The following is a 26,579-nucleotide window of genomic DNA, read 5'->3' as shown; positions in this document are numbered from 1 at the left end:
TCAGGTGATTCTGTAACGACATAGCACAATGAACCGGCCGAATGGGACAGCGTGGCAATGATCTAGCACACTGTAGGTGTGGTTGAGGTCGAGGACGTGTTGAGCCGGTTGCGGCGGTACCCCGATGTGGAGGCGGTGAACCTCTACGCGGTGGACGCCGCCGACCGGCTGATGCTGGATGTGGCGGCCGAATCGCTCGCCGCCGCGGGCGACGGGCGGGTCGCCGTGATCGACGACGGCTATGGGGCGCTCACCCTCGGGGCCATCGCCGCCCACGATCTACGCGGCGTGCGCGTGCACCAGGATCTGCTCACCAGTGAGCAGGCCCTGGCCCACAATGCCCGCGTGGTCGGACTCGCGGACCGCTACACGGCGCACGAACTCGGCCGCCGCCTGCTCGCGGACGTGCGGGTGGTGCTGCTGCGGCTGCCGCGCGCCCTGTCGGGGCTGGCGGAGATCGCCGACGCCATCGCCCGCTACGCCGATCCGGAGGTGGAGGTGTTCGCGGGCGGTCGCGACAAGTACCTGACCCCCGCCATGAACGATGTGCTGGGCGAATCCTTCGGCTCGGTGCGGGCCAGCCGGGGCAGGCAGAAGTCCCGCATTCTCACCGCCACCGAGCCCAAACCCGTTGGCGAGCCGCCGTTCCCGGTGCGCAACCGGCTCGACGACCGCGAGCTCGAGGTGGTGGCGCACGGGGCGGCCTTCTCCGGGCCGCGACTCGATATCGGGACTCGGTACCTGCTGGATTTCCTGAAGCGCATGAAACCGGATGCCCGCGAGGCCATCGACCTCGGTTGCGGCACCGGCATTCTCGCGGTGGCGCTGGCCAAAGCCCGTCCGGGACTGCGGGTCACGGCCACCGACCAGTCCGCCGCCGCGGTCGCCTCCAGCCGGGCCACCGCGGCCGTCAACGCGGTCGACGACCGGGTGGCAGTGCTGCGCGACGACGCCATGTCCAACGCGCCCGACAACAGCGCCGATCTGGTGCTGTGCAATCCGCCCTTCCATGTGGGTGCGGCCGTGCACACCGGCTCGGCCATCAAGATGTTCCAGCAGACCGGGCGGGTGCTGCGGCCGGGCGGTGAGCTGTGGACGGTCTACAACTCGCATCTGAACTATCGCGGGGTGATGGAGCGCATGGTCGGCAAGACCGATGTGATCGGGCGCAACCGGAAGTTCACCGTCACGCGGTCGGTGCGCGGCCTGCACGACAGCGGCCGGTAAATCGACCGCTCGGCTCACCGAGCACAATGGGACGCATGGCCCGAATCGATCTTCGAATCTTCACCGAACCGCAGCAGGGCGCGTCCTACGACACCCTCCTCACCGTGGCCAAGGCCACCGAGGACCTCGGCTACGACGCGTTCTTCCGCTCCGACCACTACCTGAAGATGGGCGACGCCGACGGCCTGCCCGGCCCCACCGACGCCTGGACCACCCTCGCCGGACTGGCCCGCGAGACCTCCCGCATCCGGCTCGGCACCCTCATGACCTCGGCCACCTTCCGCTACCCGGGCGTGCTCGCCATCCAGGTCGCCCAGGTGGACGCCATGTCCGGCGGCCGCGTCGAATTCGGTTTCGGCGCGGGCTGGTTCGCCGAGGAGCACACCGCCTACGGCATCCCGTTCCCGGCCGACAAGTTCCCGCGCTTCGAGGAACAGCTCGCCGTGCTCACCGGCCTGTGGGGCACCCCGGCGGGGGAGACGTTCAGCTTCAGCGGCGAGCACTACACCCTGGTGGACTCGCCCGCCCTGCCCAAGCCGGTCCAGCCCAAGATCCCCGTCATCATCGGCGGCCACGGCGCCAAGCGCACCCCGCGCCTCACCGCCCGCTACGCCGACGAATTCAACATGCCCTTCTCCTCCATCCCCGACACCGCCGCCCAGTTCGAGCGGGTCCGCGCCGCCGTCGAGGACGCCGGACGCGACCCGAACGAACTCGTCTACTCCAACGCCCTCATCGCCTGCGTGGGCCGCGACGACGCCGAGGCAGCCCGCCGCGCCGCCACCATCGGCCGCGAAGTGGACGAACTGAAGGCCAACGGCCTGGCGGGCAGCCCCGACGAGGTGGTCGACAAACTCGGCCGCTACGCCACCGAAGCGGGCACGAGCCGGGTGTATCTCCAGATCTTGGATCTGGGTGACCTGGACCATCTGGAATTGATCGCGGACAAGGTCATGAGCCAGCTGTAGTCGGCTATGCCTCACGGTTGGTGGCGCCTGACTCTATCGATGGTAGGCGCCACCATCAATGGCCGCTATTCGGGTAGCTCGATGAAAGGGAATACCTTTCGGAATTTTCTCTTTACATCGGGGCTTTCGCCGAGTGCAGTCAGCGACTCGCTTCTGGACAGCGGTGGGTCGTATACCGTACGGCCTCGAAGATGCGCTATACCATATAGCGCGCGTTCCTCCCTGGGGGATGGCACGCACGAGGGTGTGAATCCGATGCAATCGAATAGCTTTGACAAGCTGTCGTCGAAACTGACCAGCTCGAACATGTAGTCGGGTATCGATTCAAATTCATTCACAGTGATAACATGTTCGCACCATTTTCGCAGTTCAGGTAGATCTATTGTCTGGCAGAAGAGGCTGGCGAGTACAAAGCCGATTGTGTCGCAATCATCCCCGGTCAGTCCTCGAATGTGTGACACGTGTAATCATCTCCCTGTGCTCGCGGCTACCGACTGCTTTATTCTAGAGCGCAAAATCTTCGGGCGAATCCAAAGGCCAGGGGATTCTTGCGCGCCTACCGCACCATTCCTCGAATTTCTGAACGTCGATCGTCAAGCGCTCGCTCAGGCCGATTTCGAGCAAGCAACGCCAGTACTGGGCGATTACTTCAACTAGCAGGTTGTAGGAAATCAACCTCGGTTCTATGTGGGCGCTATATAAGTTCTCGAGCCAAATTCCTTGGGATTCCATGGTCGCTGACCAGGCATTTCCAGTAAATTCTTGCGGGTCAGCGTCGCTCAGCCCGTTCATGCCGACAGCGTAGTCTATAATTTCGATCAATAAGGTTGTGTCAGATTGAACATCCTGGTAGATCCACGAAGCTATTGCGAATGCGTCCCCATTACCGGATTCTGACTGCCAGATTTCGCCATCGGAAACAATAAATAGACTCGTGCGCGCCACTATCGAGCGCCTTTCTTGATTGGAAATTCTGTTATTATCTGTCCCGTTCTACTATCATAGTAGCCACCGATCCTTATTCCACGGAACCTGCCTTGCCAGTAGCCATCCGCGCGAACTGTGTGCGGATTCGCGCCAGCGCGTTCAATCCCCCTGTGCTCGCCACTGGTCCGGACGCTACCGGTTCGGCGTCTTTGGTGTTCTGGCACAGCGACAAACTCGGCGAAGGCCAGGAATAGCGCGTAACCCTAAAGACTTCGACGGCCGTCCACGGCAAGCTCTGCTGACGTTTGAATTAGTGGCTCGTCAGCTCACGCGTTACAGGCTTTCAATATCCGCATTATCAATACCTGCCATTCGCAGCACTTCGAGTGCGCGTTCGGATATAATTAAGGTTGCGCTATCGTCGAGATAGAAGTCGGATTCGCCTGGGGAGCCGATAACCTTCATCCATCGCCATTCGGGAAGGGGGTGATCAATGAGTTCCTCTCCTTCGGGAGACAATGATGTTTCCACCTCGTCGAAAGTAACGCCGGTTAGTCCTATTTGCTCTATCTGTCGTGAGAGGTCAACCGTGGCAATGAAGCAGGGCGCGCTCTCCAATAATGAATCCCCAAGCCAGTCGGAGAATTCATAATGCAATCGCGAGACCGCAGCAGGCGTCACTGCGTAGTCGTATACAGTTCCTCGCCCATGGCCACCCGCGACTTCAGGCTCGATTGAGTAATATCTCATGATAGGCATCCTACTTGATCAGAGTGGAGGATTGAAGAAGTGTCCGAAGGTTCGATCGATATATGTAGCGTGGTCCAATAGTTCCTGCTGGGTTGGGTTTCTGCCCAACGTGTCGACTTCTTCTAGAAACGATTCCATGCCTTTCTGATCAGGCTGAGATGTATTCGGCCATTGATTCTCCCCTTTGGAATACCGCGAAGGTTCGCCAATGAGTGAATCTCAGCCTCGGTAACAAGACCTGGATACCTTCCGAGTGTTTGTTGTTCTACGGCATGATGTACGACCACCTTCCCTTCAGCGTGGGATGCGCCGCAAAGAAGGTGTCTTTGTAGTTGTTTGAAACGGCACTACCAAATTTGGCTGTGATGGAACCGTTGGTAGCCGAGTGCGGTGGCATTGCAATAGGCAGGGGCGGGCCCCCGGGTTTACCACTTGTGGCGCCCGTCGTCATTTGAATCGTGTGGCAGCGAACGGGCCTGCAGCGGCGGGTGGGTTTGGTATTCCTGCAAAGGAAAGAGGGCGGCCGAAGGTTGCAGATATTTCATGCAGAATTGATACTTTTGATGTAGTGAAATCGTCGACTCTTGACAGCAGCTGCCGCGGAATTTGTCCGGTTTTTGCGATCCCTGTGCGGGCGAAGCTCGGAATCCATGGCCCTGAGTGCCGTAGTAGCTGTGGCAGTGCTGATCGAGTGCTGGATATCGGAAGGTTCCGGCTGCGGGTCTCTCCAGTTGTCGTCTGTGAAGCGCGGGGAGGATGAAAGGGCTCGCCCTTGCTTGGGTTCGTTGCCCGTGGGCTTAGGCGGGGTGGTCTGGTGCCCGTGATTGGTCCGCCGGGTTTTCCGGTGAGTCCTTGGGCGATGGTTTCGAGGATTCGGATGGCTCCTGTTGTCCATCCTTCGGCGGGTTGGGCGGGGATGGGGTCGAGCGTGACCGAGACGCAGTTGTACCGCTGACAGAAGTCTCACCTAAGAGGTCGCCGGTGTTAAGATCGCAGGTGGAAGTTCTCGAGAAGCAGCGCGTCACAGGCTCGTCAGCAGGTCGATAGCGGCTGTCCGGTGGTCCGGACACGGCTAGATTCTCAGGGAGGCATGACAACATGGCGCCGGACTCGCCCGCGGTCGATCGCTGACGGGAACTTCGATCGCGGCTTACTGTTGGCTCATGACAGCGGCAAGGGTGTGGTCGGTTACGTCGACAACTCCGACTGAGGAAGACGCGCAGCAGATCGCGCGGACCGTAGTGGCTGAACGGCTCGCCGCTGGCGCGGAGGTGACCGGACCGGCGTTCTCGGTGTTCTGGCACAACGATGAACTCGGTGAGGGGCAGGAATGGCGCGTGACCCTCAAAACCTCGGCGACTCTTCGCGACAAACTGGCCACCCGGATTCTGGAACTGCACCCGTGGGCACCCGGTCCTGAAATTCTCGCTTCGCCCGTCGAGTGGGCTACCGACCACTACGCCGACTGGGTCGAGAAGTTCACAGCTGCAAAGGAATAGGCGAACGTGCGGCGGCGGTGCGGCGCACGAGATCCTCGGCCCCGGCCACCTCAACCGCCAACGCACGCTGGGCGCACTCGCGCACACGCGCCAGCGGCCGCACCGACGAGACTTCCCTGGCGAGGGTGAAAGCCTGTTCGGTCGCTGCTAGTGCCTGCTCCCGGTCGCCGATGTCGAGATAGGCGTCGGCCAGCCACGTCAAGTACAGCGCCTTGTCCCGAGCCCAGATGTCCGGGTACGCGGCGAGTGACTGCTGTAGAGGTGGTATGGCACGCTCCGGTTCGTGCAGCACGGACCAGACACGACCCGCCATGATGTCGAGCTCCGCATGGTTCATCCATGAGCACCAGCTCGGCGAATCGTCCATGGCCTCCAAGCCGGCATGAGCGGAGTCGAGCGCGCGGGCGGCAGCTGCCTTGTCCCCAACGGTGGCGAAGGACCATGCCCGGCGTGATTGCAGCATCGCGACCGCTTTGCCTGGTGCACCCGGGCTGAGCGCGACACACGCGGCGTCTGCCGCCTCGATCGACTCGGATTCTCCAGTCGCGTAGGCGATATGAATGAGGGAGTTTGCCTCCAGCTCGCGGCTGCCTACTTCGCGTGCGGCGCTGTAGCCGTAGTCGAACAGGGCGACCGCGATCTTATTGAATCCGGCGTCGAAGGCCGCCCATCCTGCCTGCTGGGCCTGCTGCGCGGCCAGGCCGACGAGGCTTTCCGACACGGCGAGCCGCCGAGTGGTGCTCCTAAGAAGCTGCTCGGTGCGGGCAAGTTCGGTGAAGTACAGGTGGAAGGTATCGCCGCCGCCGTATTCGCTGTCCAGTGCTTCGAGTCTGGTGAACTTCCGGCGCATGTGGTCGACGTCGATCGCTCCGACATGAGCGGGCGGCCGGTTGCCCAGCAATGGGGCAGTTAGCCCGGCTACGGCGAGGAATGCTCTGCGCTTCGTGGCTTCGTCCTTGTCCGCGTCGCGTGTGGTTCGCTTCGGGTACAGCCCGAGGGCGGCTTCCGTTTCACTGTCCAAGACTGCCATGAGGGCTTGGCGTGTCGCACGGCGAGGCCAGGTGATTTCGCCGCATTCGATTCGGCTGATCGCCTGGGCGTCGGTACCGGGTCGGTGGCCGGTCGCCCGTTCGACGTGATCGCACACCAACTCGGCCAGCTTGGGTTGTGACAAGCCCTTGGCCAGCCGAAATGCCCGGAAGTTCGTGTTGATCGGCTCTCCCCAGTCCGATGTCCTTATTTGCCTATAGTTTTGCGCTGTTCGCCAGCTCGGATAACCGGAACGCTGATATTCAGCCCCGGCGCCAGGCCGAAGCCCCTCCATCCCTGGCGTCGGGTGCACTCCAACCATTCCAGGGACCTGGAGGCACCCGACATGGAAATCATCCTCGCAATCGTGGTCACCGCGCTGCTCCTGGTCGTGGCCACAGCCGCCGCGCTCGACCATGCGCCCCACGCCCGTCACCACCGCGGCCCCACCGTCGCGGAGATCCAGGCACGCCTCGACGCCGAGGCCACGCGCACGCTCGTTCCGTTGCGGGAGTTATCATGACGATTCATCTCCCCGCAGGCATCGACGCCGCGACCATCGCCACGATCATCAGCCACGCGAGTTTCCGATGGGCGGCTGAGCATCCGCACGAGGCCATGCAAGCTCACCGCGAATGCCGTGTGGGCCAATGTCTTACGAAGACGATCGCGTACAAGCAGCTCGTCGGCGACGGCACGCTGGTACCGGCGGGATGGCCGGAGTGAGCGCACCGGCCCCACCGACGATGTACGTCACCACGCACGCGAGCGGCACCGCACGTTGGGCGATCATCGACGGCGTCGCAACCGTTTTCACGGTGCGCGGCGACCAGCGCGACTTGCCCATGCCGCCCACCGAGAACGGTGTCGACCTCGGCGAGTGTTTCGACTTGTTCCCCGCACAGCGCGAGCTGTTTTGGCAGATCCTCGCCGAGCGCGAGGCCAGGCGCCCCGGCGGACCCACCTGCGGCCGCATCTCCGGCCGGTGAGACTTGTCTGCGATCTTGGCTGCAATCGAGCCGCATCGGAAGGGTACGAGGTGCAATGACGACCTGGTTTCGACGCACACCGGAAGCAGATGCGCTGCTCGCCGAAGAGCGGCTGTTGCTCGCGGCCACGGAGATGGTTCATGAAGCCCTGGCTGCCACCGGCACGAGCATGGAAGAACTCGCTGCCAGACTGGGAGTGCGGCCAGCGGAGATACGTCGACAACTCCGTGGCGGGCGGACCCTCACCCTCCGGAGCCTTGCACGGATGATGCATGAGCTCGGGTACGGCATCAGGATCGAGGCGAACGGGTCCGACGATCGTGGGACGGCCTGCGGCCGGTGACCCGGCCGGGGAAAGCGGCTGGATTTCGGTGGGGTCTGGACCATCGGGAGCGGATCGCGGATATGGTCATGAGCCATGTCGGTCGTTGTGGGCTCTGCCATGAGTCGGTCAACAGACCGACCACGCGGTAAAGTCCGATTTGTCTGATACGTGGTGGGTGTCGGGAACTGACAGCCGCCGCCGGACGTTGGAGACTGTAGAACGAGGCCACGAGTGTCGTGAGCCACGACTCCAGAAAGGGACGCGCCTTGCGCACCACAAGCAACCCGGTCTTCCGGAACCTGTCGCCGCAACAGCAGCAGGGCGGCGGCTACGCCGGATTTGGTTCGGCGGCCGCTGGAGCCGGACAGTTCGCACAGCAGCAGCCGTACGGGTACGGCCAGCCTCCGGGCGGCTACCCGCCGCAGGGTTACCAGCAGATGCCGGTGCCGACCACCCGGCCGATGACCATCGACGACGTGGTCACCAAGACCGGTATCACGCTGGGTGTGGTCACCCTCGGCGCGATCCTGTCGTACGGCCTCACCTCCTACAACCACAATCTGGCCCCGCTGTTCGTCATCGTCGGCGGCCTGGTGGGCCTGGGTCTGGTGCTGGTCGCCAGCTTCGGGCGCAAACAGGACAACCCGGCCATCGTGCTGAGCTACGCGGCGTTCGAGGGCCTGTTCCTCGGCGCGCTGTCGTACATGTTCACCGGCGTCGAATTCGGCGGCGTGGGCGGTGCGGGCATGATCGCGCAGGCGGTGCTGGGCACCTTCGGCGTGTTCTTCGGCATGCTGGTCGTGTACAAGACCGGAGCCATCCGCGTCACCCCGCGCTTCACCCGCATGATCGTCGGCGCCATGATCGGCATCCTGGTGCTGATGCTGGGCAACTTCGTCGCCGCCTTCTTCACCCCCGGCGGCTTCGGCCTGCGCGACGGCGGCCCCATCGCCATCATCTTCAGCCTGGTGGTCATCGCCATCGCCGCGTTCAGCTTCCTGCTGGACTTCGACGCGGCCGACCAGCTCATCCGCGCCAACGCCCCGGCGAAGGCGGCCTGGGGCGTCGCCCTCGGCCTGACCGTCACCCTGGTGTGGCTCTACATCGAGATCCTGCGCCTGCTGTCGTACTTCCAGAACGACTAGCGCATAGACGAATGAGGGGCGGGCACCGGAGCACGGTGTCCGCCCCTCATCGCGTCTGGACTCTCCCGTTACGGGAGGGCGCATGCTGGAGCGGCCGCGTGAGCGATGCCCATTACCCGGCGGGTAATCGCCTTCGCGGCCCGCACCGGGAAGTATCGGGTGCGGTAACCGAAATCTCCTCCAGGAGCCCGCCATGACCGCCTACGCCGTCGCCCACATTCACGACCTGGACCTCAATGCCGACATCGTCGAGTACCTCGAGCGGATCGACGAAACCCTCGCCCCCTTCGGCGGCCGCTTCCTGGTGCACGGCGGCCGTCAGCAGGCCACGGAGGGCCCGGAGGAGGCTTTCATCGTCATCCTCGAATTCCCGGAGTACGACCGGGCCGTGCAGTGGTACGACTCCCCGGCCTACCAGGCGATCCTTCCGCTCCGGCTGAAGAACTCCGTCAGCGTGGCGGTACTCGCCGACGGCTGCCGCGCCGACCACCGCTCCACCGATCTGCTCACCGAGCTAGGTCTTCGCTGACCCGTCCGGCCGCACATCGACCGTCCGCGCGGCGTGCATGCCCGCGCGGCGGCCGGAGAAGACGCAGTCCGCGATCGACAGTCCGCTGACGTAGCCGTTCGAGCAGACGCCGACGGCGGCGCGGCCCGCGGCGAACAGCCCAGGGACGGGTGCGCCTGTGTCGGTGAGCACCGCGCCGGTGGATTCGTCGACGCGGACGCCGCCCAGGGTGAGCATCGGCGTCGGATAGGTGAGCGCCGCACGGATCGAGATGTCCAGCAGTGTGAACGGCCCCCGCTGAATCGGGCGGCGGATATCGGCGGGCTTGCCCATGGGATCGGGACGATCGTCGGCGATCGCGGCATTGTGCGCGTCCACGGTGCGGCGCAGCCCGGCCGGGTCGATGCCTGCCCGAGCGGCGACCTCCTCGAGCGAACCCCCGGTGATCCGGCCGAACCGCAGCAGGCGTTCGGTCTGCATGCGCTGGAACCACACCGACTGCGCGGCGAGCTGCCCGCGGGCCTCGGCGAGCAGGTCGACGTCGAGAACCAGCCAGGCCCGTTGGCCGGGGCGGGTGACGATGGCACCGCCGAGGGCGGCGCCGTAGCGGGATTCGTCGATCATGCGCGCACCGTCGACGTCCACCGCGAGCGCGCTGAAGAAGGCGCTGGACGGCGCGATGAACCGCCAGGTCGAGATGGTGCCCATCTTGTCGGTGGCGGCGCCGAGTTCCTGCGCCATGCGGATACCGCTGCCGTCGTCCCCGGCGGTGCCCAACGGCAGGCCCGAGTCCCACGGATACTCCGGTGCGTACCGCCGCACCATCTCGCCGTCGGCGATGAAACCGCCGGTGGTCATGATGACCGCCGAGCGGGCGCGCAGCCGCGTCACGGTGCCGTAGCGCTGTTCGAGGCGGTCGAGGCGGCGCTGCGCGATGCGTCGCAAACCCGGGTGGTAGACACCGGGTTTCGCCGAGATCCGGGCCAGTGCCGCGAACTGTCGCCGCACCGCGCGGGGCGCGTGCGCGAGCGTCACGGCTTCCACGCCGACGACCTGCCCGTCGTCCACCACGAGCCGCGTCGCCTTGGTGCCGGTCCGCACCTCGACCCCGTGCGCCGCAGCGGACGCCGCCAGCGGGGCGAATACCTTCTTGCCCGAGACACCCGGCCCGTGGGCGCGGTGTCCGCGCTGTGCCGGAGTCGCCAATTCCCGGAAGCCCCCGGCGATTTCGCTGCCCGAGTAGTACAGGTAATGGTCGTCGGTCGGATACGAGGTCTTGTACGGGCACAGTGATGCCTCGAAGGGAACACCGTGTCGGGTCAGCCAGTCGACCATGGCGGGCGATTCCGCACAGAACCGGCGCAGGGTCGCTTCGCTGACCGCGTCGCCGACCTCGGCGCGCAGGTAGGCGAACATGGCGTCGACATCATCGGCCACCCCGGCGGCCCGCTGCACCCAGGTGCCGCCGCCCGCGTAGATGATGCCGCCGGACAGCGCGGTCGCCCCGCCCCCGCCGAACCGGTCGATGGCCAGTACCCCCGCCCCGGCTTCCCGAGCCGCCAGCGCCGCCGTGACGCCCGCCCCGCCGTACCCGACGACCACCACATCCGCGGTCTCGCCCCAGGTCCGCACCATTGCCTTCACCCTCCCACCGACCGCCCGGCCGCTCGGAACTCGTGGGCAGACTATAACGTGTTCTATTTTGGGATGCGTTTCGGACGCGCAGCCCGAGGCTCCGGCGCATATGCCTACCACTTGGCAGGCGATGATCCGCCCGCTGTCGGGTCGGCGATCCAGCGAGGTGCGTCCGAAGTACCGCCAGTGGCGGCTGAACAGAGGCGGGCGCCGACGGCACCCGCCCAATTGTCGCTAGATCATCACTACCGACGCGTGGTGCCCAGGGGTCGAACTCAACTTTCCATCAGCTGTCACCAAGGGGCACGCCAGATCCTCCGCGAGGGCCAGGTAGAACGCGTCCCCCGGGTAGGTATTGCATCGCAGTTGCCACACGCGGGGGAGTAGGTCCGCCAAAGGAATTCGAGTTATAGGCAGATGGGCAAGGTCCTGGATTGCGGCGCCGCTGCGGTGTCCATCCAACTTCCCGCTCAGATGCAGACGCCGGATGACCTTGGCTACTTCGAAATCGACGTGGGCCGGGGCGTACACCGGGTTGCTGGCGAACTTTCGGGCGACCTTCCTCGAATCACCGACCAGAAGCTCTACGACGGCTGATGCGTCGGCAACGATCACGTATCACCCTCCTCGCGCACTTCTCGCACGGCTTCGACGATGTCGCTCGTCGTCGCGGTACTTCCGCCCAGGGCGGCGAGGCGCTCGGCGAGATCCGCGATGTCCTGGCCTGGTGGGTGCGGTTCGCCGACGAGTGTGGCCGAGATGGGGGCGATGACCGCCCATGGCTTTCCGTACCTGGTGAGCAGCGTGGTCTGCCCGGTGTAGTGCGCGAGGTTCGCCAACTTCGGAAGGTCGGCCCGGGCTTCGGCCAATGTAGCGGTGGGTAGGTCACGCAGGTACGCAGGCTCGGTATTCATGTACAAATTGTACAAGACTTGCTGGTGTGGGGAACCTCGCATCGCATCTCCCCGAGACAGCGGAAGGCCCGCCCGACGATCGAATCGGGCGGGCCTTCCGGCTCTGCGGAGACGGACGAATCGAGCGCGGCTCAGCTGAGGCGTTCGATGATCATCGCCATGCCCTGGCCGCCGCCCACGCACATGGTCTCCAGACCGAACTGCTTGTCCTGGGTCTGGAGGTTGTTGAGCAGGGTGGCGGTGATGCGGGCGCCGGTCATGCCGAAGGGGTGGCCGAGGGCGATGGCGCCGCCGGACACGTTCAGCTTGTCCAGGTCCATGTTCAGCTCGCGGGCCGAACCGAGCACCTGCACCGCGAACGCCTCGTTGATCTCGTACAGGTCCAGATCGTCGATGGTCATATTCGCGGTCTTCAGGGTCTTGCGCACCGCCTCGATCGGGCCGAGGCCCATGATCTCCGGCGACAGGCCCGACACACCGGTCGCCACGATGCGGGCCAGCGGGGTCAGGCCGAGTTCGCGGGCCTTGGTGTCGCTCATGACCACCAGCGCCGCCGCGCCGTCGTTGAGCGGACAGGCGTTACCGGCGGTAATGGTGCCGTCGGGGCGGAAGACCGGCTTCAGCTGCGAGATCTTCTCGTAGGTGGTGCCGGGCCGAGGGCCGTCGTCGGTGGCGACCACGGTGCCGTCGGGCAGCGTCACCGGGGTGATCTCCCGTTCGAAGAACCCGGACTTGATGGCCTCTTCGGCACGGTTCTGCGACCGCACGCCCCAGTGGTCCTGCTCCTCGCGGGAGATGCCGGTGTACTGGGCCACGTTCTCGGCGGTCTGGCCCATGGCGATGTAGACGTCGGGCAGGATGTCGTTCTCGCGCGGATCGGTCCACACCTCGGCCCCGCCCTCGGCGCGCTTGGCGGTGCGCGCCTCGGCGTCGGCGAACAGCGGGTTGTGGGTGTCGGGCCAGCCGTCGGCGGTGCCCTTCGGGAACCGCGACACCGTCTCCACACCGGCGGAGATGAACACGTCGCCCTCACCGGCCTTGATGGCGTGGAAGGCCATCCGAGTGGTCTGCAGCGAGGAGGAGCAGTAGCGGTTGAGGGTGACGCCGGGCAGGGTGTCGTAGCCCAGCTGCACGGCGACCGAGCGGGCCATATTGAAGCCGCCCTCACCGGCGGGCTGACCGCAGCCCAGGATCAGATCGTCGATATCGGTCGGCGCGAGGGCGGGCACCTTGTCCAGGGCCGCGCGCACCATCTGCGCCGTGAGGTCGTCGGGGCGCATGCTCACCAGCGAACCCTTGCCTGCGCGGCCGATAGGCGAACGGGCGAACGAAACGATGACGGCCTCTGGCATGAGGACTCCTTACTCGCAGGGGTGGAACCGCATTCGAATCTACGACGGCCGTGTGAGCGGGGAAACATCCGGTATGCCGGTATCCCGTTCAGTGACGGTGGGATTTCTCACTGCTCGGCGGGCTCGGCGGGCTCGGCGGGCGGCGGGGGCGGTGCGGGGACGACGAAGCTGCCGTACTGCGGCACATTCGGCATATCCGTAAAGATCGTCACGTCGACGCGTCCCGGCCCGGTGTCCTGGAACTGCGCGTACTGGATGCTGCCGTAGATCCCCGCCACCACGGTGACCCGGTACTCGCCCGCCGCGCCGGTGTTCACATTCCGCCAGGCGACCGTGGTGACCGCCTCGCACAGCGGCGCGGCCGAATAAGTGCCCGGCCCCAGCCCGCCGACGGGCAGCGCCTGCACATTGATGATCGCCCGGCCCGGATACTCCGGCCCGGTCTCCGCCCAGCTGCGAATCGCGCCACCGCAGTATCCGTTCCGCATCAGACTCGGCACCTGCGGGAATTCGACGGCCGCCGCGGACGCGGGCGCGGCCGCGAACACCGTTGCGGCACAGGCGAGACTTCCGAACACCGCGGCACTGCGAACGCTCGTCGGCGACGTCATATCTGCACAGGGTAGTGTGGCGCGCCCCGCCCTCGGCCGATGTGCGCGCAGGCCCCGATCTCCTTTCTGCAACGATGGGGGCATGCGCATTGCTGACCATGTCGTCGATCTGATCGGAAACACCCCGCTGGTTCGGCTGAACTCCGTGGTGGGTCCGAACTCGGGACTGGTGGCCGCGAAGGTCGAGTACCTCAATCCCGGCGGCAGTTCCAAGGACCGCATCGCCGTCAAGATGATCGACGCCGCCGAGAAGGCCGGGCTGCTGAAGCCCGGCGGCACGATCGTCGAGCCCACCTCCGGCAATACCGGCGTGGGCCTGGCGCTGGTCGCGCAGCAGCGCGGCTACAAGTGCGTATTCGTCTGCCCGGACAAGGTGAGCGAGGACAAGCGCAACGTCCTGCGCGCCTACGGTGCCGAGGTCGTGGTGTGCCCGACCGCCGTCGCGCCCGAGGACCCGCAGAGTTACTACAACGTCTCCGATCGGCTGGTGCGCGAGATCCCGGGCGCGTGGAAGCCGGACCAGTACTCCAACCCGGGCGGTCCGGACTCGCACTACGACACCACCGGCCCGGAGATCTGGCGCGATACCGAGGGCAAGGTCACCCACTTCGTGGCGGGCGTCGGCACCGGCGGCACCATCACCGGCACCGGTCGGTACCTCAAGGAGGTCTCCGGCGGCAAGGTGAAGATCATCGGCGCGGATCCGGAGGGTTCGGTGTACTCCGGCGGCACCGGCCGCCCCTACCTGGTCGAGGGGGTGGGCGAGGACTTCTGGCCCAGCGCCTACGACCCGGCCGTCCCGGACGAGATCATCGCCGTCTCCGATGCCGACTCCTTCGACATGACCCGCCGCCTGGCCCGTGAGGAGGGGCTGCTGGTCGGCGGCTCCTGCGGTATGGCCGTGGTGGCCGCGCTGCGGGTCGCCGAGCGGGATCCGGACGCGGTGGTGGTGGTGCTGCTGCCCGACGGTGGCCGCGGCTATCTGTCGAAGATCTTCAACGACGACTGGATGAGCTCGTACGGCTTCCTGCGCTCGCGCCTGGACGGTTCCGCCGCCACCGAACCGCTCGTCGGTGACGTGCTGCGCGGAAAGTCCGGCGCGCTGCCGGATCTGGTGCACACCCACCCGCAGGAGACGCTGCGCGACGCCATCGAGATCCTGCGCGAATACGGTGTCTCCCAGATGCCCGTGGTCGGTGCGGAACCGCCCGTCATGGCGGGCGAGGTCGCGGGCAGTGTGTCCGAACGCGATCTGCTGTCCGCGGTGTTCGAGGGTCGCGCCCACCTCACCGATTCGGTCAAACAGCATATGAGCCCCGCGTTCCCGCTGATCGGTTCGGGCGAACCGGTTTCCGCCGCCACCAAGGCCCTGGAGGAGACCGATGCCCTCATGGTGGTCGAGGACGGCAAGCCGGTCGGCGTGATCACCCGCCACGATCTGCTCGGCTTCCTCAGCACGGGAGTTCTCGGGCACTGAGCGCGCAGCGCATGCTCCGAAGCCCGTCCGACCGGAGTGTCGGGCGGGCTCGCTCATCTCGCCAAGGGATAGCTGTGCGGCTGAGCGTATCTCGTCGCCGCAACGCCTGCGCACAATGAATCGATCGAGCGAAATGATTGAAATCCCGAGGTAGAGGTCACATTTCGCGCTCTCGGCGAGGGGTGCGGCGGCGGTGCGAGCCGAATCACCGTGCCGTGTCACAGGTGATAACTGCGGTGTTACTGCTTGTTCATACTCGGCGAGAACGATCAGCACGCATGAACCGGTGGCAGGTGGTTTCGTGGGCGGCCCTGTTGGGCACCGTGCTCGGTCTCGCCGAGTTGCTGGAACGCGCCCGGTTCCCCGCGCCGCAGATGATCGTCGCGATCGTGATCGGAGCCGGGTTGGCGCTGCTGGGCCGGCTGCCCGCGCCGCTGCCCCGGGAGGTGTCGCTCGGGGTGCAGGCCATGCTGGGCGTGCTCATGGGCAGCTATCTCGAGATCTCGCTACTGGTGTCGATCGGATGGGATCTGCTGCCGGTGCTGGCCGTGACCGCCGCGACGGTGCTGGTGAGCATCCTCATCTCGCTGGTGTTCGCGCGAATTGCCAAGGTGGAGTTGCCGACTGCGACGCTGGGGCTGCTGGCGGGCGGGTCGGCGGCGGTGGTGTCGGTGGCCGACGAGTTGGAGGCGGACCCGCGGCGGGTGGCGTTCATGCAGTATCTGCGGGTCGCCCTGGTGGCCCTGACCGCGCCCGCGCTGGCGGCGTTCCTGGACGACGGCGAGCACGGGGGCTACGGCGCGGCGGTGCTGGGCGGCGCGGTCACCGATCCGGATCTGCCGTCCTGGATGATCGTCGGCCGCGGTGATCAGGTCGCCGGGCTGTCCATCGCGATCATGTTGTGCCTCATCGGACTTCGGCTCGGCCGCTGGCTGCGGCTGCCCAGCCCGGCGCTCATCGGACCCATGCTCGTCACCGCCGTGCTCACCGCGCTCGGCATCAGCCACGGCTACGCGCCCACCAACCTGTTGAAGGAATTGCTGTTCGTCCTCATCGGTTTCGAGGTCGGCACCCGCTTCACCCGCGCCGTGGTGGTCGAGATGGCGCGCATGATTCCGGGCATGATGGCCGCCATCGTGGCACTGTCGGGATTGGTCGGGGCGCTGGCGTTCGGGCTGGCGTGGGTGGTCGATCTGGAGCTGTCCGACCTCTACCTGGCCACCACCCCGGGCGGCATCAACGCGGTCCTTGCCACCGGCGAGGGGATGGACGCGAATATGCCGCTCATCACCAGTGTGCAGAGCGTGCGTCTGCTGCTCATGGTGCTGCTACTCCCGTTGATCATGCGCGGGCTGCGCGGACGCGCCGATCCGGAGCCGACGCCGGCCGCCGCCGTGCTTCCCGAACCGGTCCGGATCGCGGCCTGAGCGCTGTGCCCGCTGTGCCGTCTCGGCCGGTCCGGCGGGACACCCGAACCGTTAGCCGAACGATCGCGACACGCCGAGAATCCGGCGATTCGGGCTCATGTCCAGCGCGATGCGATAACTTTCTAAGTGAGCTGCACCACTTTCAGTTTGGAACAGGATGACCAGGTCAGGGCTGGAATTCGACCAGGTGAGCGAGGCTTACACTCGCGTGGTTCACCTGTAGTTCAACTGTGGTTCAGGCAGTGTTCATGTAGCGCAATCAGGCTGTGACCTTGTCAGAAACAGACCACAAGTCTGATCGGCACGAGGAGTTCCAACGCCTATGCGGAAACCTGATACGACGCCGGCGCCGGGAGGCGCCACGGCCGCAGCGGCCGCCCGCGTCCCGCACTGAACACCTCGCGCACGCTGCACAGGAATTGATTCCTCTTCGCCCGCAAAGGGTTTGAACGCAGCTCCCACAACAAACAGATAGCGCGTCCGACGAGCGCCGCCCCGGCGCTCGCCCGGTGTGGCGCGCTGTCTTCCAGGCCAAGCGACGGCCGAGACCGAATAGGAATCCAACTTCGCCATGCCCACAAACACCCTGACCGCACTGCGCTGCCCACATAAACGTAGCAAGGTGGTTGCCGCCGCCCGCACCGCGAGCGCCGCCGTGCTCGCCGTGGGCGTCTTCGGCGCCATCGCCACCGCGGGCGGCAACGCCAGCTCCTCCGAGATCCGGAAGGTCTCCCTCGCCGAGACCCTCGCGGCTACCGCGGAGCCCGCAGCTCCGGCCGACAAGGCCGCCGAAGCGCCCGCTCCCGCGCCGATGCCCGCCCCCGAACTTCCGGCCCCGGCTCCCGAGCCCGCGCCGGCCCCCGCCCCGGTGTACGAGAACAATCTCGACGGCTGGATCCGCGAAGCGCTGGACATCATGCGCGCGCACGGCATCCCGGGCAGCTACGAGAGCATCTACCGCAACATCATCCGGGAGTCGAGCGGCAATCCGCAGGCCATCAACCTGTACGACTCCAATGCCGCCATGGGCATCCCGTCCAAGGGCCTGCTGCAGGTGATCGACCCCACCTTCGCCGCCTACCACGTGCCCGGCACGCCGTACGACGTGTGGGATCCGGTCGCGAACATCGTGGCGGCCTGCAACTACGCGGCGGCCCGCTACGGTTCGATGGACAACGTCTACGGCGCGTACTGAGCACTTACCGCCGCAACCTGCGAACACCCTAATTGGCAACTTTTTCGCAAACTGCTAATTAGGGTGTTCGTTCAGGGGTATAACCCCCCTTGGAGCGAAGTTCTGGCAACCCGGCTGGAACAGATAGCGAAGGGATGGGGTTTCATGAACTCCTCGAGTCTGGCTATCGATATCCAAGGTGGGCTTTCCGACGCCTGGAGTTCCGTCGCCACATTCGTGCCCAAACTCGCCGGCTTCCTGGTCATCCTGGTCGTCGGCTGGCTGGTGGCCAAGGTGGTCGCCAAGCTGGTGTCACGAATACTGCACCGGATCGGCTTCGACCGGATGGTGGAGCGCGGCGGGATCAATCGGATGCTCGAGAACAGCAGTTACGACGCCGTCGACATCCTCGCAAAACTGGCGTACTACGCGATCCTGCTGATCACGCTGCAACTCGGCTTCGGCGCCTTCGGGCCGAACCCGGTGAGCGATATGCTCAACGGCATCGTGGCCTGGCTGCCGCGGGCGTTCATCGCCATCGTCATCGTGTGCATCGCCGGCGCGATCGCGAGCGCGGTCAAGGATCTGGTCTCCAATATGCTCAGCGGGCTCGACTACGGGCGCATGCTGGGCCGGGTCGCGGCCGTATTCATCTGGGGCATCGGCATTATCGCCGCCCTGAACCAGATCGGGGTCGGCACCTCGGTGACCATGCCGATACTCATCACGGTGCTCGCCACCATCGGCGGCGTGCTGGTGGTCGGCTTCGGCGGCGGTCTGGTGCGGCCCATGCAGCAGCGGTGGGACCGCTGGCTCAACACCATCGAGGGCGAGATGCCCGAGCTCAAGGGGCACGCGCAGGCGTACCAGCGAGGTCGGGAGGACGCCGCGCGCCAGCGTGAGGCCGCGCGCCAACAGTCCATGTCGGGGCGGCAGATGCCGCCCGGAAAGTGGGCCGACCAGCCGGTCGGCGCGTCGGGTTACGGCGCGCAGCCGGGATATGGTGGGGCGCAACCGAGTTCGGGTGGCGCGGAACAACAGCGCGGCTACGGCGGGCAGTCCGGCCAGGGCGGCGCACAGGCCGGTTACGGCGGGCAGTCCGGTTACGGCGGCGGCCAGATGGCGTCCGGCGGTGACCGGACGGATTACGGCGGCGGGCAGTCCGGTGCCGGTGATCCATCCGGCTGGAGCCGCCAGGATCCGCCGATGGGCGGCCGGGGGCGGTACTCCGGCCCGGCCGGTGGCCACACCGGCTGGGATGATCCTTCCGTCGATCGCTGAGGACATCGTCCGGCTCGCACAGCTCGACAACGCATCGGCCGCGCACCTGTCGTGCGCGGCCGATTCCATGTGCGGCAACAGCCGAGCGATCCCGGACCCGTGGTCGTGCTATGCCGGGGTCGAGCGATCCGGACCCGCCGTCGCGCTGTGTGAGATGCCCTGGGATCCGGCCATTGGTGTCGGTAGCACGCCGCGCGGCAGCCGTAGGTGGGCAATCGCCGCATCGGTAGTGCGGGATCGGCAGCCTGTCGGGGCGGGGCCACTCGGAGAAACACGCGACTGATCAGGCCGTGCCCGACCGGCAGGCCGTGCCGGGCGTTCTGCGGCTGTGTTGAGCCGTGCGTTCTCGGGTGGTCAGCCGCCCGGCGGCACGCTCAGGCGCTGTGGGCGAGCTGGCAGACACCCGCGAGCCGCAGGTGCAACCAGTCGGCGGCGATCCAGTCGTGCGGCTCGGCGGGGGTGGCGTCCAGGTCGCCGATATCGTCCACCAAGCCGCGCGCATAGCCTGCCAGCAGCACGCACACCGGTAGTTCGCGAGAATTCTCCACGCCCAGCTCGATGATGTCGCGGACCGCGGCGGCATGCTGGTCGACCAGTGCCGAGACCGCCGGGTACGCCGAGGCCGCATGTGTAGCCGGAGCTCCGTGCGTCCGGTGCAGGCGTTTCAGGGTCTTGCGCGCCGACACTTCGAGCAACGCGGAGCCGAGCAAAAACACCCGCTCATGCTAGCAATTCGCGGGCATCCAGCACTGTGAGTTTCCGCGCACCCGCCGATTCCGCCATCGCGTCGGCCGACCGGTCTGCCGGACCCCCGAGCGGACCCGGATCGTCAGCGGAAGGCTTTGGATCCCGTCAGCGCCTCGCCGAGTACCAGCTGGTGCACCTCCGCCGTGCCCTCGTAGGTGAGCACCGATTCCAGGTTGTTGGCGTGCCGCAGCACCGGATACTCCAGGGTGATGCCGTTCGCGCCGAGAATGGTGCGGCATTCGCGGGCGATGGCGATGGCGACCCGGGTGCTGTTGAGCTTGCCCGCGCTGATCTGCTCGGGGCGGATCTCGTGGCGGTCCTTGAGTCGGCCCAGGTGCAGGGCGAGCAGCTGGCCGGTGCCGAGTTCGACGGCCATATCCGCCAGCTTGGCCTGGGTCAGCTGGTAGGCGGCCAGCGGCTTGTCGAAGACCTCCCGGGTGCGCGCGTAGTCGATGGCGGCGGAAAGGCAGTCGCGGGCGGCGCCGAGCGCGCCGAAGACGATGCCGAAACGCGCCTCGCTCAGGCAGCCGAGCGGTCCGGCCAGGCCGCGAGCCTCCGGCAGCAGCGCGTCGGCGGGCAGGCGGACGCCGTCCAGGGACAGCTCCGCGGTGATCGAGGCGCGCAGCGAGAGCTTGCGGTGCATCTCGCGGGCGCTGAAACCCGGTGTGTCCGTGGGGACCACGAAGCCGCGGACGACCTGCCGCTCACCCTCCTGCGTCTGCGCCCAGACGATCGCCACATCGGCAACCGAGCCGTTGGTGATCCACATCTTCGCGCCGTCGAGCACCCAGTCGTCCCCGTCCCGGCGCGCCCGGGTGCGCATCCCGCCCGGATTCGAACCGAAATCCGGCTCGGTCAAGCCGAAGCATCCGATGAGCTGACCGGCCGCCATCCCCGGCAGCCACCGCTGCTTCTGCTCCTCCGACCCGTACTTGTGGATGGCGGTCATGGCCAGCGACCCCTGCACCGAAACCATGCTCCGCACACCGGAATCCACGGCCTCCAGCTCCATACAGGCCAGCCCGTACGCGGTCGCGGAGGTGCCCGCGCACCCGTACCCGTCCAAATGCATGCCGAGCAGTCCCAGCTTGCCGAGTTCGGGCGCGATCTCCCGGGCCGGGAACGTGCCCGCCTCGAACCAGTCCGCCACATTCGGCCGCAGCCGCTCCGCCCCGAACGCGCGCACGGTATCCCGAATGTCGGTCTCCTCGGCGGAAAGCAGGGACTCGATCGCGAACAGCTCGTCTACGGTGACCATTGCGCCAGCCTATGAGGGTGCGGCCGGGGCCACAACGCCCCGGATCACAACCGCGATAGATGTCCCGTCGCCAGCCGTAACGGGTGGTCAGGCGCGGGGGCCGAAGAGTTCGAGGAGGTGCGTCTGGCCGAACATCTCGGCGGCTTCGCGTGCGGTGGGCGCGCCCGCGTCGGGGCTGGCTCCGGCGGCGAGGAGGTCGCGGATGAGGTCGGCGTCGCCCTTGAAGACCGCGCCCGCGAGCGGGGTCTGGCCGGCGTCGTTGGTCTTGTCGGGGTCGGCGCCGCGGTCCAGCAGGACCTTCGTGGCGTCCCGGTGGCCGTGGTAGGCGGCGAGCATGAGCAGGCCGTCGCCGCGGGCGTTGGTGAGGTCGAGGGGCACGCCCGCGTCCAGGTAGGCGGCGAGGGTGGTGGCGTCACCCTGGCGGGCCAGGTCGAAGATCTTGGTGGCCAACTCGATGACGTCGGCGTCGGGCTGCGGGGTGTCGGCGTTCGCATCGCTCATGTGCCCAGTACTACCACCACCGGCCGACCTGGGCGGCGGATCGCCGCCGCCGTCGACCACGGAGTGAGCCCACCGCGAATTCGGGGCGATCGGCACGCGCAATAGACTCGGCTCATGAGCGATCAGCTGGGTTTCTCCACACGGGCCGTGCACGCCGGGTTCGACCCCGACCCTCAGACCGGTGCGGTGAACGTGCCCATCTACGCGAGTTCCACCTTCGCCCAGGACGGAGTGGGCGGGATGCGCGGCGGCTACGAGTACGCGCGGACCGGCAACCCGACCCGGACGGCCCTCGAAGCCAATCTGGCGGCGCTGGAGTCGGGAATCTACGGGCGGGCCTTCGCCTCGGGCATGGCCGCCACCGACTGCGCGCTGCGCGCCAACCTGCGGCCCGGCGATCACCTGGTGATCCCGAACGACGCCTACGGCGGCACCTTCCGGCTGATCGACAAGGTGTTCACCGAGTGGGGCATCGAGTACTCGGTCGCCGCGGTGAGCGACGCCGACGAGGTGGCGCGGGCCATGCGCCCCAACACCAAACTGGTGTGGATCGAGACCCCGACCAATCCGCTGCTGAACATCGGCGATATCGCGGCCATCGCCGAGGTCGCGCATCAGGGCGGCGCGAAGCTGGTGGTGGACAACACCTTCGCCTCGCCGTACCTCCAGCAGCCGCTGCTGCTCGGCGCGGATATCGTGATCCACTCGACCACCAAATACCTGGGCGGGCACTCCGATGTGGTGGGCGGTGCGCTCATCACCGACGACCGGGAGATGGACGCCAAGTTCGCGTTCCTGCAGAACGGCGCGGGCGCGGTCCCCGGCCCCACCGACGCGTTCCTGACGCTGCGCGGCATCAAGACGCTGGCCCTGCGCATGGACCGGCACTGCGACAATGCCGAGACGCTGGCCGAATTCCTCGCCAACCATCCGAAGATCGCCCAGGTCATCTACCCGGGGCTGCCGGAGCATCCGGGGCACACCGTGGCGCAGAAGCAGATGCGGCGCTTCGGCGGCATGATCTCGGTGCGCCTGCACGGCGGCAAGGACGCGGCCCTCGACTTCTGCGCGCGCACCAAGATCTTCACGCTGGCCGAATCGCTGGGCGGCGTGGAATCGCTCATCGAGCACCCGGGCGCCATGACGCACGCGTCGACGGCGGGCTCGGCCCTCGAGGTTCCGGCTGATCTGGTCCGGCTGTCGGTGGGCATCGAGGATGTGAGCGACCTGCTCTCGGATATCGAGCAGGCGCTGGCCTGACCGGAGGCCCCATGCACACGAAACGGCCGCATCGGATGAGATCCGATGCGGCCGTTCGGTTGTGGACGCGGGGCACCTCCCGGGTCGTCCGCTTGTGAGGACCCGCTCCGCGTCCATCGCGGCTCAGTGGTGAACGCGACGCCTGATTTCGTGAGGTTCGGGGAAACTCGCCGGGTACCCCCGGAATCGGTGTCGCGCCCGAACCGCATCTCCGCATATGGGACGGTGGACGGCTCGCGGCCGTGCGCTGAATATGGGGAGAGGCGGCACAGTCAGCTGTGGTAAGGCTCGGCGCTGACCAGGGTCACCTTCATGGTGTTGCCGTTGGGCAGCGTGTACTCGCGGGTCTCGCCCACCTTGGCGTCGATCAGTGCGCCGCCGAGCGGCGAGTTCGGCGAGTAGGTTTCCAGGTCGGCGCGGCCCAAACCCTCTTCGCGGGTCGCGATCAGGAACGTCTCGGTATCGGTCTCGTCACCGTCGTAGTAGACCTTGACGACGGAACCCGGCAGGGCGACACCCGACTTGCTCGGCGGCACACCCACCTTGGCGTTGTTGAGCAGCTCCTGCAGCTGGCGGATGCGCGCCTCCTGCTGGCCCTGCTCTTCACGCGCGGCGTGGTAACCGCCGTTCTCCTTGAGATCGCCTTCTTCACGGCGTTCGTTGATCTCGGCCGCGATGACCGGACGGTTGGCGATGAGCGCGTCGAGTTCGCCCTTGAGCCTCTCGTGCGACTCCGGGGTCAGCCAGGTCACGTTCGTCTCAGTCATCTCGATCACTCCCTAGTAGTTGTTCCCGGCATGCCGGGATTCCCTGATACCCGTCGCCGAAACCGCCTCGAGCGGGCACAGCGACAGTGAGCGGCTAGAGCGATCTCTGGGGGAGGTACCCGACAGCGCTGGCCGCCAATGCAGCAAACACGGCTCCGAGGTCCGGAACCGTGTGTCGGATCATTTTAGCACGATTCGGAAATGCGCAGGTAGAAGCGCCAAAGCGGGTCGCTTACCGGACTTTTCAGCCAGCGTGCAGGTAGGCGGGTACCTTGTCGCTACAACCGTAAACGCTGGCCGCGCCCGTACGGGCCGAGGTGCGGATGACGGTATCGATCCGGACGGTCTTGTCCTCCGAGCCCGCTATCAGCACCTCGCGGCGGCCGACCTCGACCTGGTCGGGGTCCAATGCCCGAACGTAGCACACGACCGGTTTGTTCGGATCCGCACGCGTGACCTTGAAGTCGAGGGTCACGGTGGAGTCGTCGAGCACGTCGTAGCCGATGCGCTCGGCCTCGATGTCCTGCGGGCCGTATTGGCGATAGCCCAGGTAGGCGACCACGAGACCGGCGACGACGACCAGAACGCCGAGCAGGATAAGTACCGGACGAGAGGTCTTGCGGGGCGCGGCTCCGTACCGGTCGGCCGGTCTCTGGATCACCACTGCGCGCTCCCGGGGGGGTAGGTCGGAACAAATAACAATCGGATGGAACTATAGGGAATGAAGATCTGACACCCCCTGCCTGGACTACCCGGCGGAGAGCATTGAGGTGAAGACTGTGATCGGTGAGGTGAACGAGAAGTGAGCGGACTTCGCCTCATGGCGGTGCATGCCCATCCCGACGACGAATCCAGCAAGGGCGCGGCGACCACGGCCCGCTATGCCGCGGAAGGGCACGAGGTCCTCGTCGTCACCCTCACCGGCGGTGAGCGCGGCGACATCCTGAACCCCGCCATGAACATCCCAGGCATTCGCGACCGCATCGCGGATGTGCGCCGCGAGGAGATGGCGGAGGCGGCCAAGGCGCTCGGCGTCCGGCAGACCTGGTTGGGGTTCGTGGACTCCGGGCTGCCCGAGGGCGACCCGCTGCCGCCGCTGCCCGAGGGCTGCTTCGCGCTGGTGCCCCTCGACGAGGCCACCGAAGCGCTGGTGAAGGTGGTGCGCGAATTCAAGCCGCATGTCATCACCACCTATGACGAGATGGGCGGTTACCCGCACCCGGACCACATCATGTGCCATCAGGTGTCGGCGGCCGCGTTCGACGCCGCGGGCGATCCGGAGCGCTTCCCCGACGCGGGCGAGCCGTGGACGCCGCTGAAGCTGTACTACAACCACGGCTTCAGCCTGGCCCGCCTGGAACTGTTCGCCGAGGAGTACGAGCGCATCGGCGAACCGTTCCCCATGCAGGACTGGATGGACCGCATGCGCAAGTACGCGGCCGAGCGCGGCGATATCATGGCCAGGGTCACCACCCAGGTCGAATGCGCCAAGTACTTCCCGCAGCGCGACGACGCCCTGCGGGCACACGCCACGCAGATCGACCCGAACGGCGCGTTCTTCGCGATTCCACTGGAGATGCAGCAGCGGCTGTGGCCCACCGAGGAGTTCGAACTCGCCCAGACCAGGGTGCGCACCGCCATCCCGGAGACCGACCTGTTCGCCGGAATCGAAGACGCCGACGAGGAAGCCCCCCGATGATCACAGCCTTGCTCGCCCAGACCCCCGGTACCCCGACCGGTCCGGAGTTCGGCAAGGCGTCGCCGCTGGGCCTGGTCATCGTCCTGGTCCTGCTGGTGGGCACGGTACTGCTCGTCTGGAGCATGAACAAGCACATCAAGAACCTGCCCGCCACCTTCTCACCGGAGCATCCGGAACCGGATCAGGCGGCGGACGAGGGCACCGATCCAGGAGTGGTGCGCGCCGACTCGCAGACGGTCGAGCAGGGCACGAAGAACGAATCCTCGGGCGCTTCCTGAGCGTCGCCCGACCCGATCGGAGCCCGTGCCGGACATTCGGCACGGGCTCCGATCGCGTGTAGCGGAAGTTTGGTCGCCCTGAGAGCCGGTACCTGTGCACTCGGGCGCGGTGCACGACTGTAGCGGCCGTGCCCCGGACGCCGCATCCGATTTTCGGCGTCCGGCGGATGGGCGGGCGGCGACGCCGAGATCCGGGCGGTGGCGCACCGCGCTTCGCACGGCCTGAGCCGCGCGGACCGTCGGCCGCTTCGGCGGGTGTCGAAGCGGCCGTGCGGTCGGCTCTCACCACTGGCCGGGCACGTACTCCCCGCCCGGGAGACCCGCGATGACATTGAGGCGGTTCCAGGCGTTGATGGTGGCGATCAGGCCGATCAGCGCGCCGATCTGGTCGTCGTCGTAATGCTTGCGGACCTCGGACCAGGTCTCTTCGGAGATGCCGCGGCCGTTGTCGGCCAGCCGGGTGCCTTCCTCGGTGAGCGCGAGGGCGGCGCGTTCGGCCTCGGTGAACACCGTCGACTCGCGCCAGGCGGCGACCATGGCCAGGCGCAGCGGCGTCTCGCCCGCATGCGCCGCGTCCTTGGTGTGCATATCCAGGCACATTCCGCAGCCGTTGATCTGGGAGGCGCGGATCTTCACCAGCTCCTGGGTGGGCATGGGCAGCGTGGAGTCGTCGATCACGCGGGCCGCGGTCACCAGGCGCTTGTTGAACTTGGCGGCGACTTCGTTCTCGTACAGGGCGAACCGGGTCATCGTCTTCTCTTTCCTGTTCGGGTTCGTGGTGCTTCGACAGGTTGACGACACGGTCGGCTCGGGTGTGACATCGCTCGGCGA

30 protein-coding genes are annotated in these 26,579 nt (G+C 66.5%); 16 read left to right on the top strand and 14 right to left on the bottom strand.

Annotated features, from left to right (window positions below; genetic code table 11):
* Nucleotides 1-78: 78 nt before the first annotated feature.
* Nucleotides 79-1,227, top strand: coding sequence for a class I SAM-dependent methyltransferase (locus tag QMO76_RS09935; RefSeq protein ID WP_306360906.1), 1,149 nt, complete (start codon nucleotides 79-81; stop codon nucleotides 1,225-1,227).
* Between the two features lie 44 nt (nucleotides 1,228-1,271).
* Nucleotides 1,272-2,195, top strand: coding sequence for an LLM class F420-dependent oxidoreductase (locus tag QMO76_RS09930; protein ID WP_306361141.1), 924 nt, complete (start codon nucleotides 1,272-1,274; stop codon nucleotides 2,193-2,195).
* A 504-nt stretch (nucleotides 2,196-2,699) separates the two neighbouring features.
* On the opposite strand, the gene QMO76_RS09925 is transcribed toward QMO76_RS09930, so the two are convergent.
* On the bottom strand, nucleotides 2,700-3,140 hold the full coding sequence (locus QMO76_RS09925; RefSeq protein WP_306360905.1) for a hypothetical protein: 441 nt from the start codon (nucleotides 3,138-3,140) through the stop codon (nucleotides 2,700-2,702).
* Nucleotides 3,141-3,455: 315 nt separating this feature from the next.
* Complete coding sequence (locus QMO76_RS09920; protein WP_306360904.1) at nucleotides 3,456-3,872, bottom strand: hypothetical protein; 417 nt, start codon at nucleotides 3,870-3,872, stop codon at nucleotides 3,456-3,458.
* A gap of 1,163 nt (nucleotides 3,873-5,035) precedes the next feature.
* On the opposite strand from QMO76_RS09920, the gene cutA reads away from it, so the two are divergent.
* Complete coding sequence (gene cutA, locus QMO76_RS09915) at nucleotides 5,036-5,371, top strand: divalent-cation tolerance protein CutA (protein ID WP_306360903.1); 336 nt, start codon at nucleotides 5,036-5,038, stop codon at nucleotides 5,369-5,371.
* On the opposite strand, the gene QMO76_RS09910 is transcribed toward cutA, so the two are convergent.
* Nucleotides 5,352-6,722: a helix-turn-helix domain-containing protein gene (locus QMO76_RS09910; protein ID WP_306360902.1), complete on the bottom strand. Its 1,371-nt coding sequence runs from the start codon at nucleotides 6,720-6,722 to the stop codon at nucleotides 5,352-5,354. The two genes, cutA and QMO76_RS09910, sit on opposite strands and share 20 nt — an antisense overlap.
* 24 nt (nucleotides 6,723-6,746) lie before the next feature.
* On the opposite strand from QMO76_RS09910, the gene QMO76_RS09905 reads away from it, so the two are divergent.
* From QMO76_RS09905 to QMO76_RS09885, 6 genes are all read left to right on the top strand, one after another.
* Nucleotides 6,747-6,923 carry a hypothetical protein gene (locus QMO76_RS09905; protein WP_306360901.1) on the top strand — a complete coding sequence of 59 codons (177 nt, stop codon included), beginning with the start codon at nucleotides 6,747-6,749 and terminating at the stop codon, nucleotides 6,921-6,923.
* The gene (locus QMO76_RS09900) at nucleotides 6,920-7,126 is read left to right on the top strand and encodes a hypothetical protein (RefSeq protein WP_306360900.1); all 207 of its coding nucleotides are present in this window, start codon (nucleotides 6,920-6,922) and stop codon (nucleotides 7,124-7,126) included. Before QMO76_RS09905 ends, QMO76_RS09900 begins: the two co-directional genes overlap by 4 nt.
* Complete coding sequence (locus QMO76_RS09895; protein WP_306360899.1) at nucleotides 7,123-7,389, top strand: hypothetical protein; 267 nt, start codon at nucleotides 7,123-7,125, stop codon at nucleotides 7,387-7,389. The genes QMO76_RS09900 and QMO76_RS09895 overlap by 4 nt, the downstream gene beginning before the upstream one ends.
* Before the next feature lie 55 nt (nucleotides 7,390-7,444).
* The gene (locus QMO76_RS35325; protein WP_372341939.1) at nucleotides 7,445-7,732 is read left to right on the top strand and encodes a helix-turn-helix domain-containing protein; all 288 of its coding nucleotides are present in this window, start codon (nucleotides 7,445-7,447) and stop codon (nucleotides 7,730-7,732) included.
* Nucleotides 7,733-7,980: 248 nt separating this feature from the next.
* Nucleotides 7,981-8,859, top strand: coding sequence for a Bax inhibitor-1/YccA family protein (locus tag QMO76_RS09890; protein WP_306360898.1), 879 nt, complete (start codon nucleotides 7,981-7,983; stop codon nucleotides 8,857-8,859).
* A 193-nt stretch (nucleotides 8,860-9,052) separates the two neighbouring features.
* The gene (locus QMO76_RS09885) at nucleotides 9,053-9,388 is read left to right on the top strand and encodes a DUF1330 domain-containing protein (protein ID WP_306360897.1); all 336 of its coding nucleotides are present in this window, start codon (nucleotides 9,053-9,055) and stop codon (nucleotides 9,386-9,388) included.
* On the opposite strand, the gene QMO76_RS09880 is transcribed toward QMO76_RS09885, so the two are convergent.
* The 5 genes from QMO76_RS09880 to QMO76_RS09860 all read right to left on the bottom strand — a co-directional run bounded on the left by QMO76_RS09880 (nucleotide 9,374) and on the right by QMO76_RS09860 (nucleotide 13,879).
* Nucleotides 9,374-11,002, bottom strand: coding sequence for an FAD-binding protein (locus tag QMO76_RS09880; RefSeq protein ID WP_306360896.1), 1,629 nt, complete (start codon nucleotides 11,000-11,002; stop codon nucleotides 9,374-9,376). The genes QMO76_RS09885 and QMO76_RS09880 overlap by 15 nt on opposite strands.
* 234 nt (nucleotides 11,003-11,236) lie before the next feature.
* Nucleotides 11,237-11,617: a type II toxin-antitoxin system VapC family toxin gene (locus QMO76_RS35320; protein ID WP_372341938.1), complete on the bottom strand. Its 381-nt coding sequence runs from the start codon at nucleotides 11,615-11,617 to the stop codon at nucleotides 11,237-11,239.
* Nucleotides 11,614-11,916, bottom strand: coding sequence for a type II toxin-antitoxin system Phd/YefM family antitoxin (locus QMO76_RS09870; protein WP_306360894.1), 303 nt, complete (start codon nucleotides 11,914-11,916; stop codon nucleotides 11,614-11,616). The genes QMO76_RS35320 and QMO76_RS09870 overlap by 4 nt, the downstream gene beginning before the upstream one ends.
* A gap of 131 nt (nucleotides 11,917-12,047) precedes the next feature.
* The gene (locus QMO76_RS09865) at nucleotides 12,048-13,268 is read right to left on the bottom strand and encodes an acetyl-CoA C-acetyltransferase (RefSeq protein ID WP_306360893.1); all 1,221 of its coding nucleotides are present in this window, start codon (nucleotides 13,266-13,268) and stop codon (nucleotides 12,048-12,050) included.
* A gap of 107 nt (nucleotides 13,269-13,375) precedes the next feature.
* Complete coding sequence (locus tag QMO76_RS09860) at nucleotides 13,376-13,879, bottom strand: hypothetical protein (protein WP_306360891.1); 504 nt, start codon at nucleotides 13,877-13,879, stop codon at nucleotides 13,376-13,378.
* Nucleotides 13,880-13,961: 82 nt separating this feature from the next.
* On the opposite strand from QMO76_RS09860, the gene QMO76_RS09855 reads away from it, so the two are divergent.
* From QMO76_RS09855 to QMO76_RS09840, 4 genes are all read left to right on the top strand, one after another.
* Nucleotides 13,962-15,356 carry a cystathionine beta-synthase gene (locus QMO76_RS09855; protein WP_306360890.1) on the top strand — a complete coding sequence of 465 codons (1,395 nt, stop codon included), beginning with the start codon at nucleotides 13,962-13,964 and terminating at the stop codon, nucleotides 15,354-15,356.
* A gap of 278 nt (nucleotides 15,357-15,634) precedes the next feature.
* Nucleotides 15,635-16,783: an AbrB family transcriptional regulator gene (locus QMO76_RS09850; RefSeq protein ID WP_306360889.1), complete on the top strand. Its 1,149-nt coding sequence runs from the start codon at nucleotides 15,635-15,637 to the stop codon at nucleotides 16,781-16,783.
* A 571-nt stretch (nucleotides 16,784-17,354) separates the two neighbouring features.
* A complete protein-coding gene (locus tag QMO76_RS09845) occupies nucleotides 17,355-17,978 on the top strand; it encodes a transglycosylase SLT domain-containing protein (RefSeq protein WP_306360888.1) in 624 nt (207 codons plus the stop codon).
* 144 nt (nucleotides 17,979-18,122) lie between these two features.
* Nucleotides 18,123-19,238, top strand: a complete 1,116-nt coding sequence (locus tag QMO76_RS09840) for a hypothetical protein (protein WP_306360887.1) — start codon at nucleotides 18,123-18,125, stop codon at nucleotides 19,236-19,238.
* A gap of 374 nt (nucleotides 19,239-19,612) precedes the next feature.
* Here the strand turns inward: QMO76_RS09840 and QMO76_RS09835 are convergent, their stop codons facing one another.
* The 3 genes from QMO76_RS09835 to QMO76_RS09825 all read right to left on the bottom strand — a co-directional run bounded on the left by QMO76_RS09835 (nucleotide 19,613) and on the right by QMO76_RS09825 (nucleotide 21,744).
* A complete protein-coding gene (locus QMO76_RS09835; protein WP_306360886.1) occupies nucleotides 19,613-19,954 on the bottom strand; it encodes a DUF6401 family natural product biosynthesis protein in 342 nt (113 codons plus the stop codon).
* A 113-nt stretch (nucleotides 19,955-20,067) separates the two neighbouring features.
* Nucleotides 20,068-21,243 carry an acyl-CoA dehydrogenase family protein gene (locus QMO76_RS09830; RefSeq protein WP_306360885.1) on the bottom strand — a complete coding sequence of 392 codons (1,176 nt, stop codon included), beginning with the start codon at nucleotides 21,241-21,243 and terminating at the stop codon, nucleotides 20,068-20,070.
* A gap of 87 nt (nucleotides 21,244-21,330) precedes the next feature.
* Nucleotides 21,331-21,744: an ankyrin repeat domain-containing protein gene (locus QMO76_RS09825; protein WP_306360884.1), complete on the bottom strand. Its 414-nt coding sequence runs from the start codon at nucleotides 21,742-21,744 to the stop codon at nucleotides 21,331-21,333.
* A 114-nt stretch (nucleotides 21,745-21,858) separates the two neighbouring features.
* Here QMO76_RS09825 and QMO76_RS09820 point away from each other — a divergent pair, with 114 nt between their 5' ends.
* On the top strand, nucleotides 21,859-23,004 hold the full coding sequence (locus QMO76_RS09820) for a cystathionine gamma-synthase (protein ID WP_306360882.1): 1,146 nt from the start codon (nucleotides 21,859-21,861) through the stop codon (nucleotides 23,002-23,004).
* Nucleotides 23,005-23,276: 272 nt separating this feature from the next.
* Here QMO76_RS09820 and greA read toward each other — a convergent pair whose 3' ends face one another.
* Complete coding sequence (gene greA, locus QMO76_RS09815; RefSeq protein WP_029931336.1) at nucleotides 23,277-23,771, bottom strand: transcription elongation factor GreA; 495 nt, start codon at nucleotides 23,769-23,771, stop codon at nucleotides 23,277-23,279.
* Nucleotides 23,772-24,015: 244 nt separating this feature from the next.
* The gene (locus QMO76_RS09810; RefSeq protein WP_306360881.1) at nucleotides 24,016-24,435 is read right to left on the bottom strand and encodes a DUF4307 domain-containing protein; all 420 of its coding nucleotides are present in this window, start codon (nucleotides 24,433-24,435) and stop codon (nucleotides 24,016-24,018) included.
* 156 nt (nucleotides 24,436-24,591) lie between these two features.
* Between QMO76_RS09810 and mca the strand changes: the two genes are divergently transcribed.
* Both mca and QMO76_RS09800 read left to right on the top strand, forming a co-directional pair.
* The gene (gene mca, locus QMO76_RS09805; RefSeq protein WP_306361140.1) at nucleotides 24,592-25,470 is read left to right on the top strand and encodes a mycothiol conjugate amidase Mca; all 879 of its coding nucleotides are present in this window, start codon (nucleotides 24,592-24,594) and stop codon (nucleotides 25,468-25,470) included.
* Nucleotides 25,467-25,748 (top strand): hypothetical protein, encoded by a 282-nt coding sequence (locus QMO76_RS09800; RefSeq protein ID WP_306360880.1) that lies wholly within the window; start codon nucleotides 25,467-25,469, stop codon nucleotides 25,746-25,748. The genes mca and QMO76_RS09800 overlap by 4 nt, the downstream gene beginning before the upstream one ends.
* 282 nt (nucleotides 25,749-26,030) lie before the next feature.
* On the opposite strand, the gene QMO76_RS09795 is transcribed toward QMO76_RS09800, so the two are convergent.
* Nucleotides 26,031-26,498 carry a carboxymuconolactone decarboxylase family protein gene (locus tag QMO76_RS09795; RefSeq protein ID WP_306360879.1) on the bottom strand — a complete coding sequence of 156 codons (468 nt, stop codon included), beginning with the start codon at nucleotides 26,496-26,498 and terminating at the stop codon, nucleotides 26,031-26,033.
* Nucleotides 26,499-26,579 lie beyond the last annotated feature (81 nt).

It is taken from the genome of Nocardia sp. CC227C (assembly GCF_030767025.1).
Classification (GTDB): domain Bacteria; phylum Actinomycetota; class Actinomycetes; order Mycobacteriales; family Mycobacteriaceae; genus Nocardia.
The sequence above is the reverse complement of the archived record's forward strand: the minus strand, read 5'-3'. Positions and strand labels throughout refer to the sequence as shown.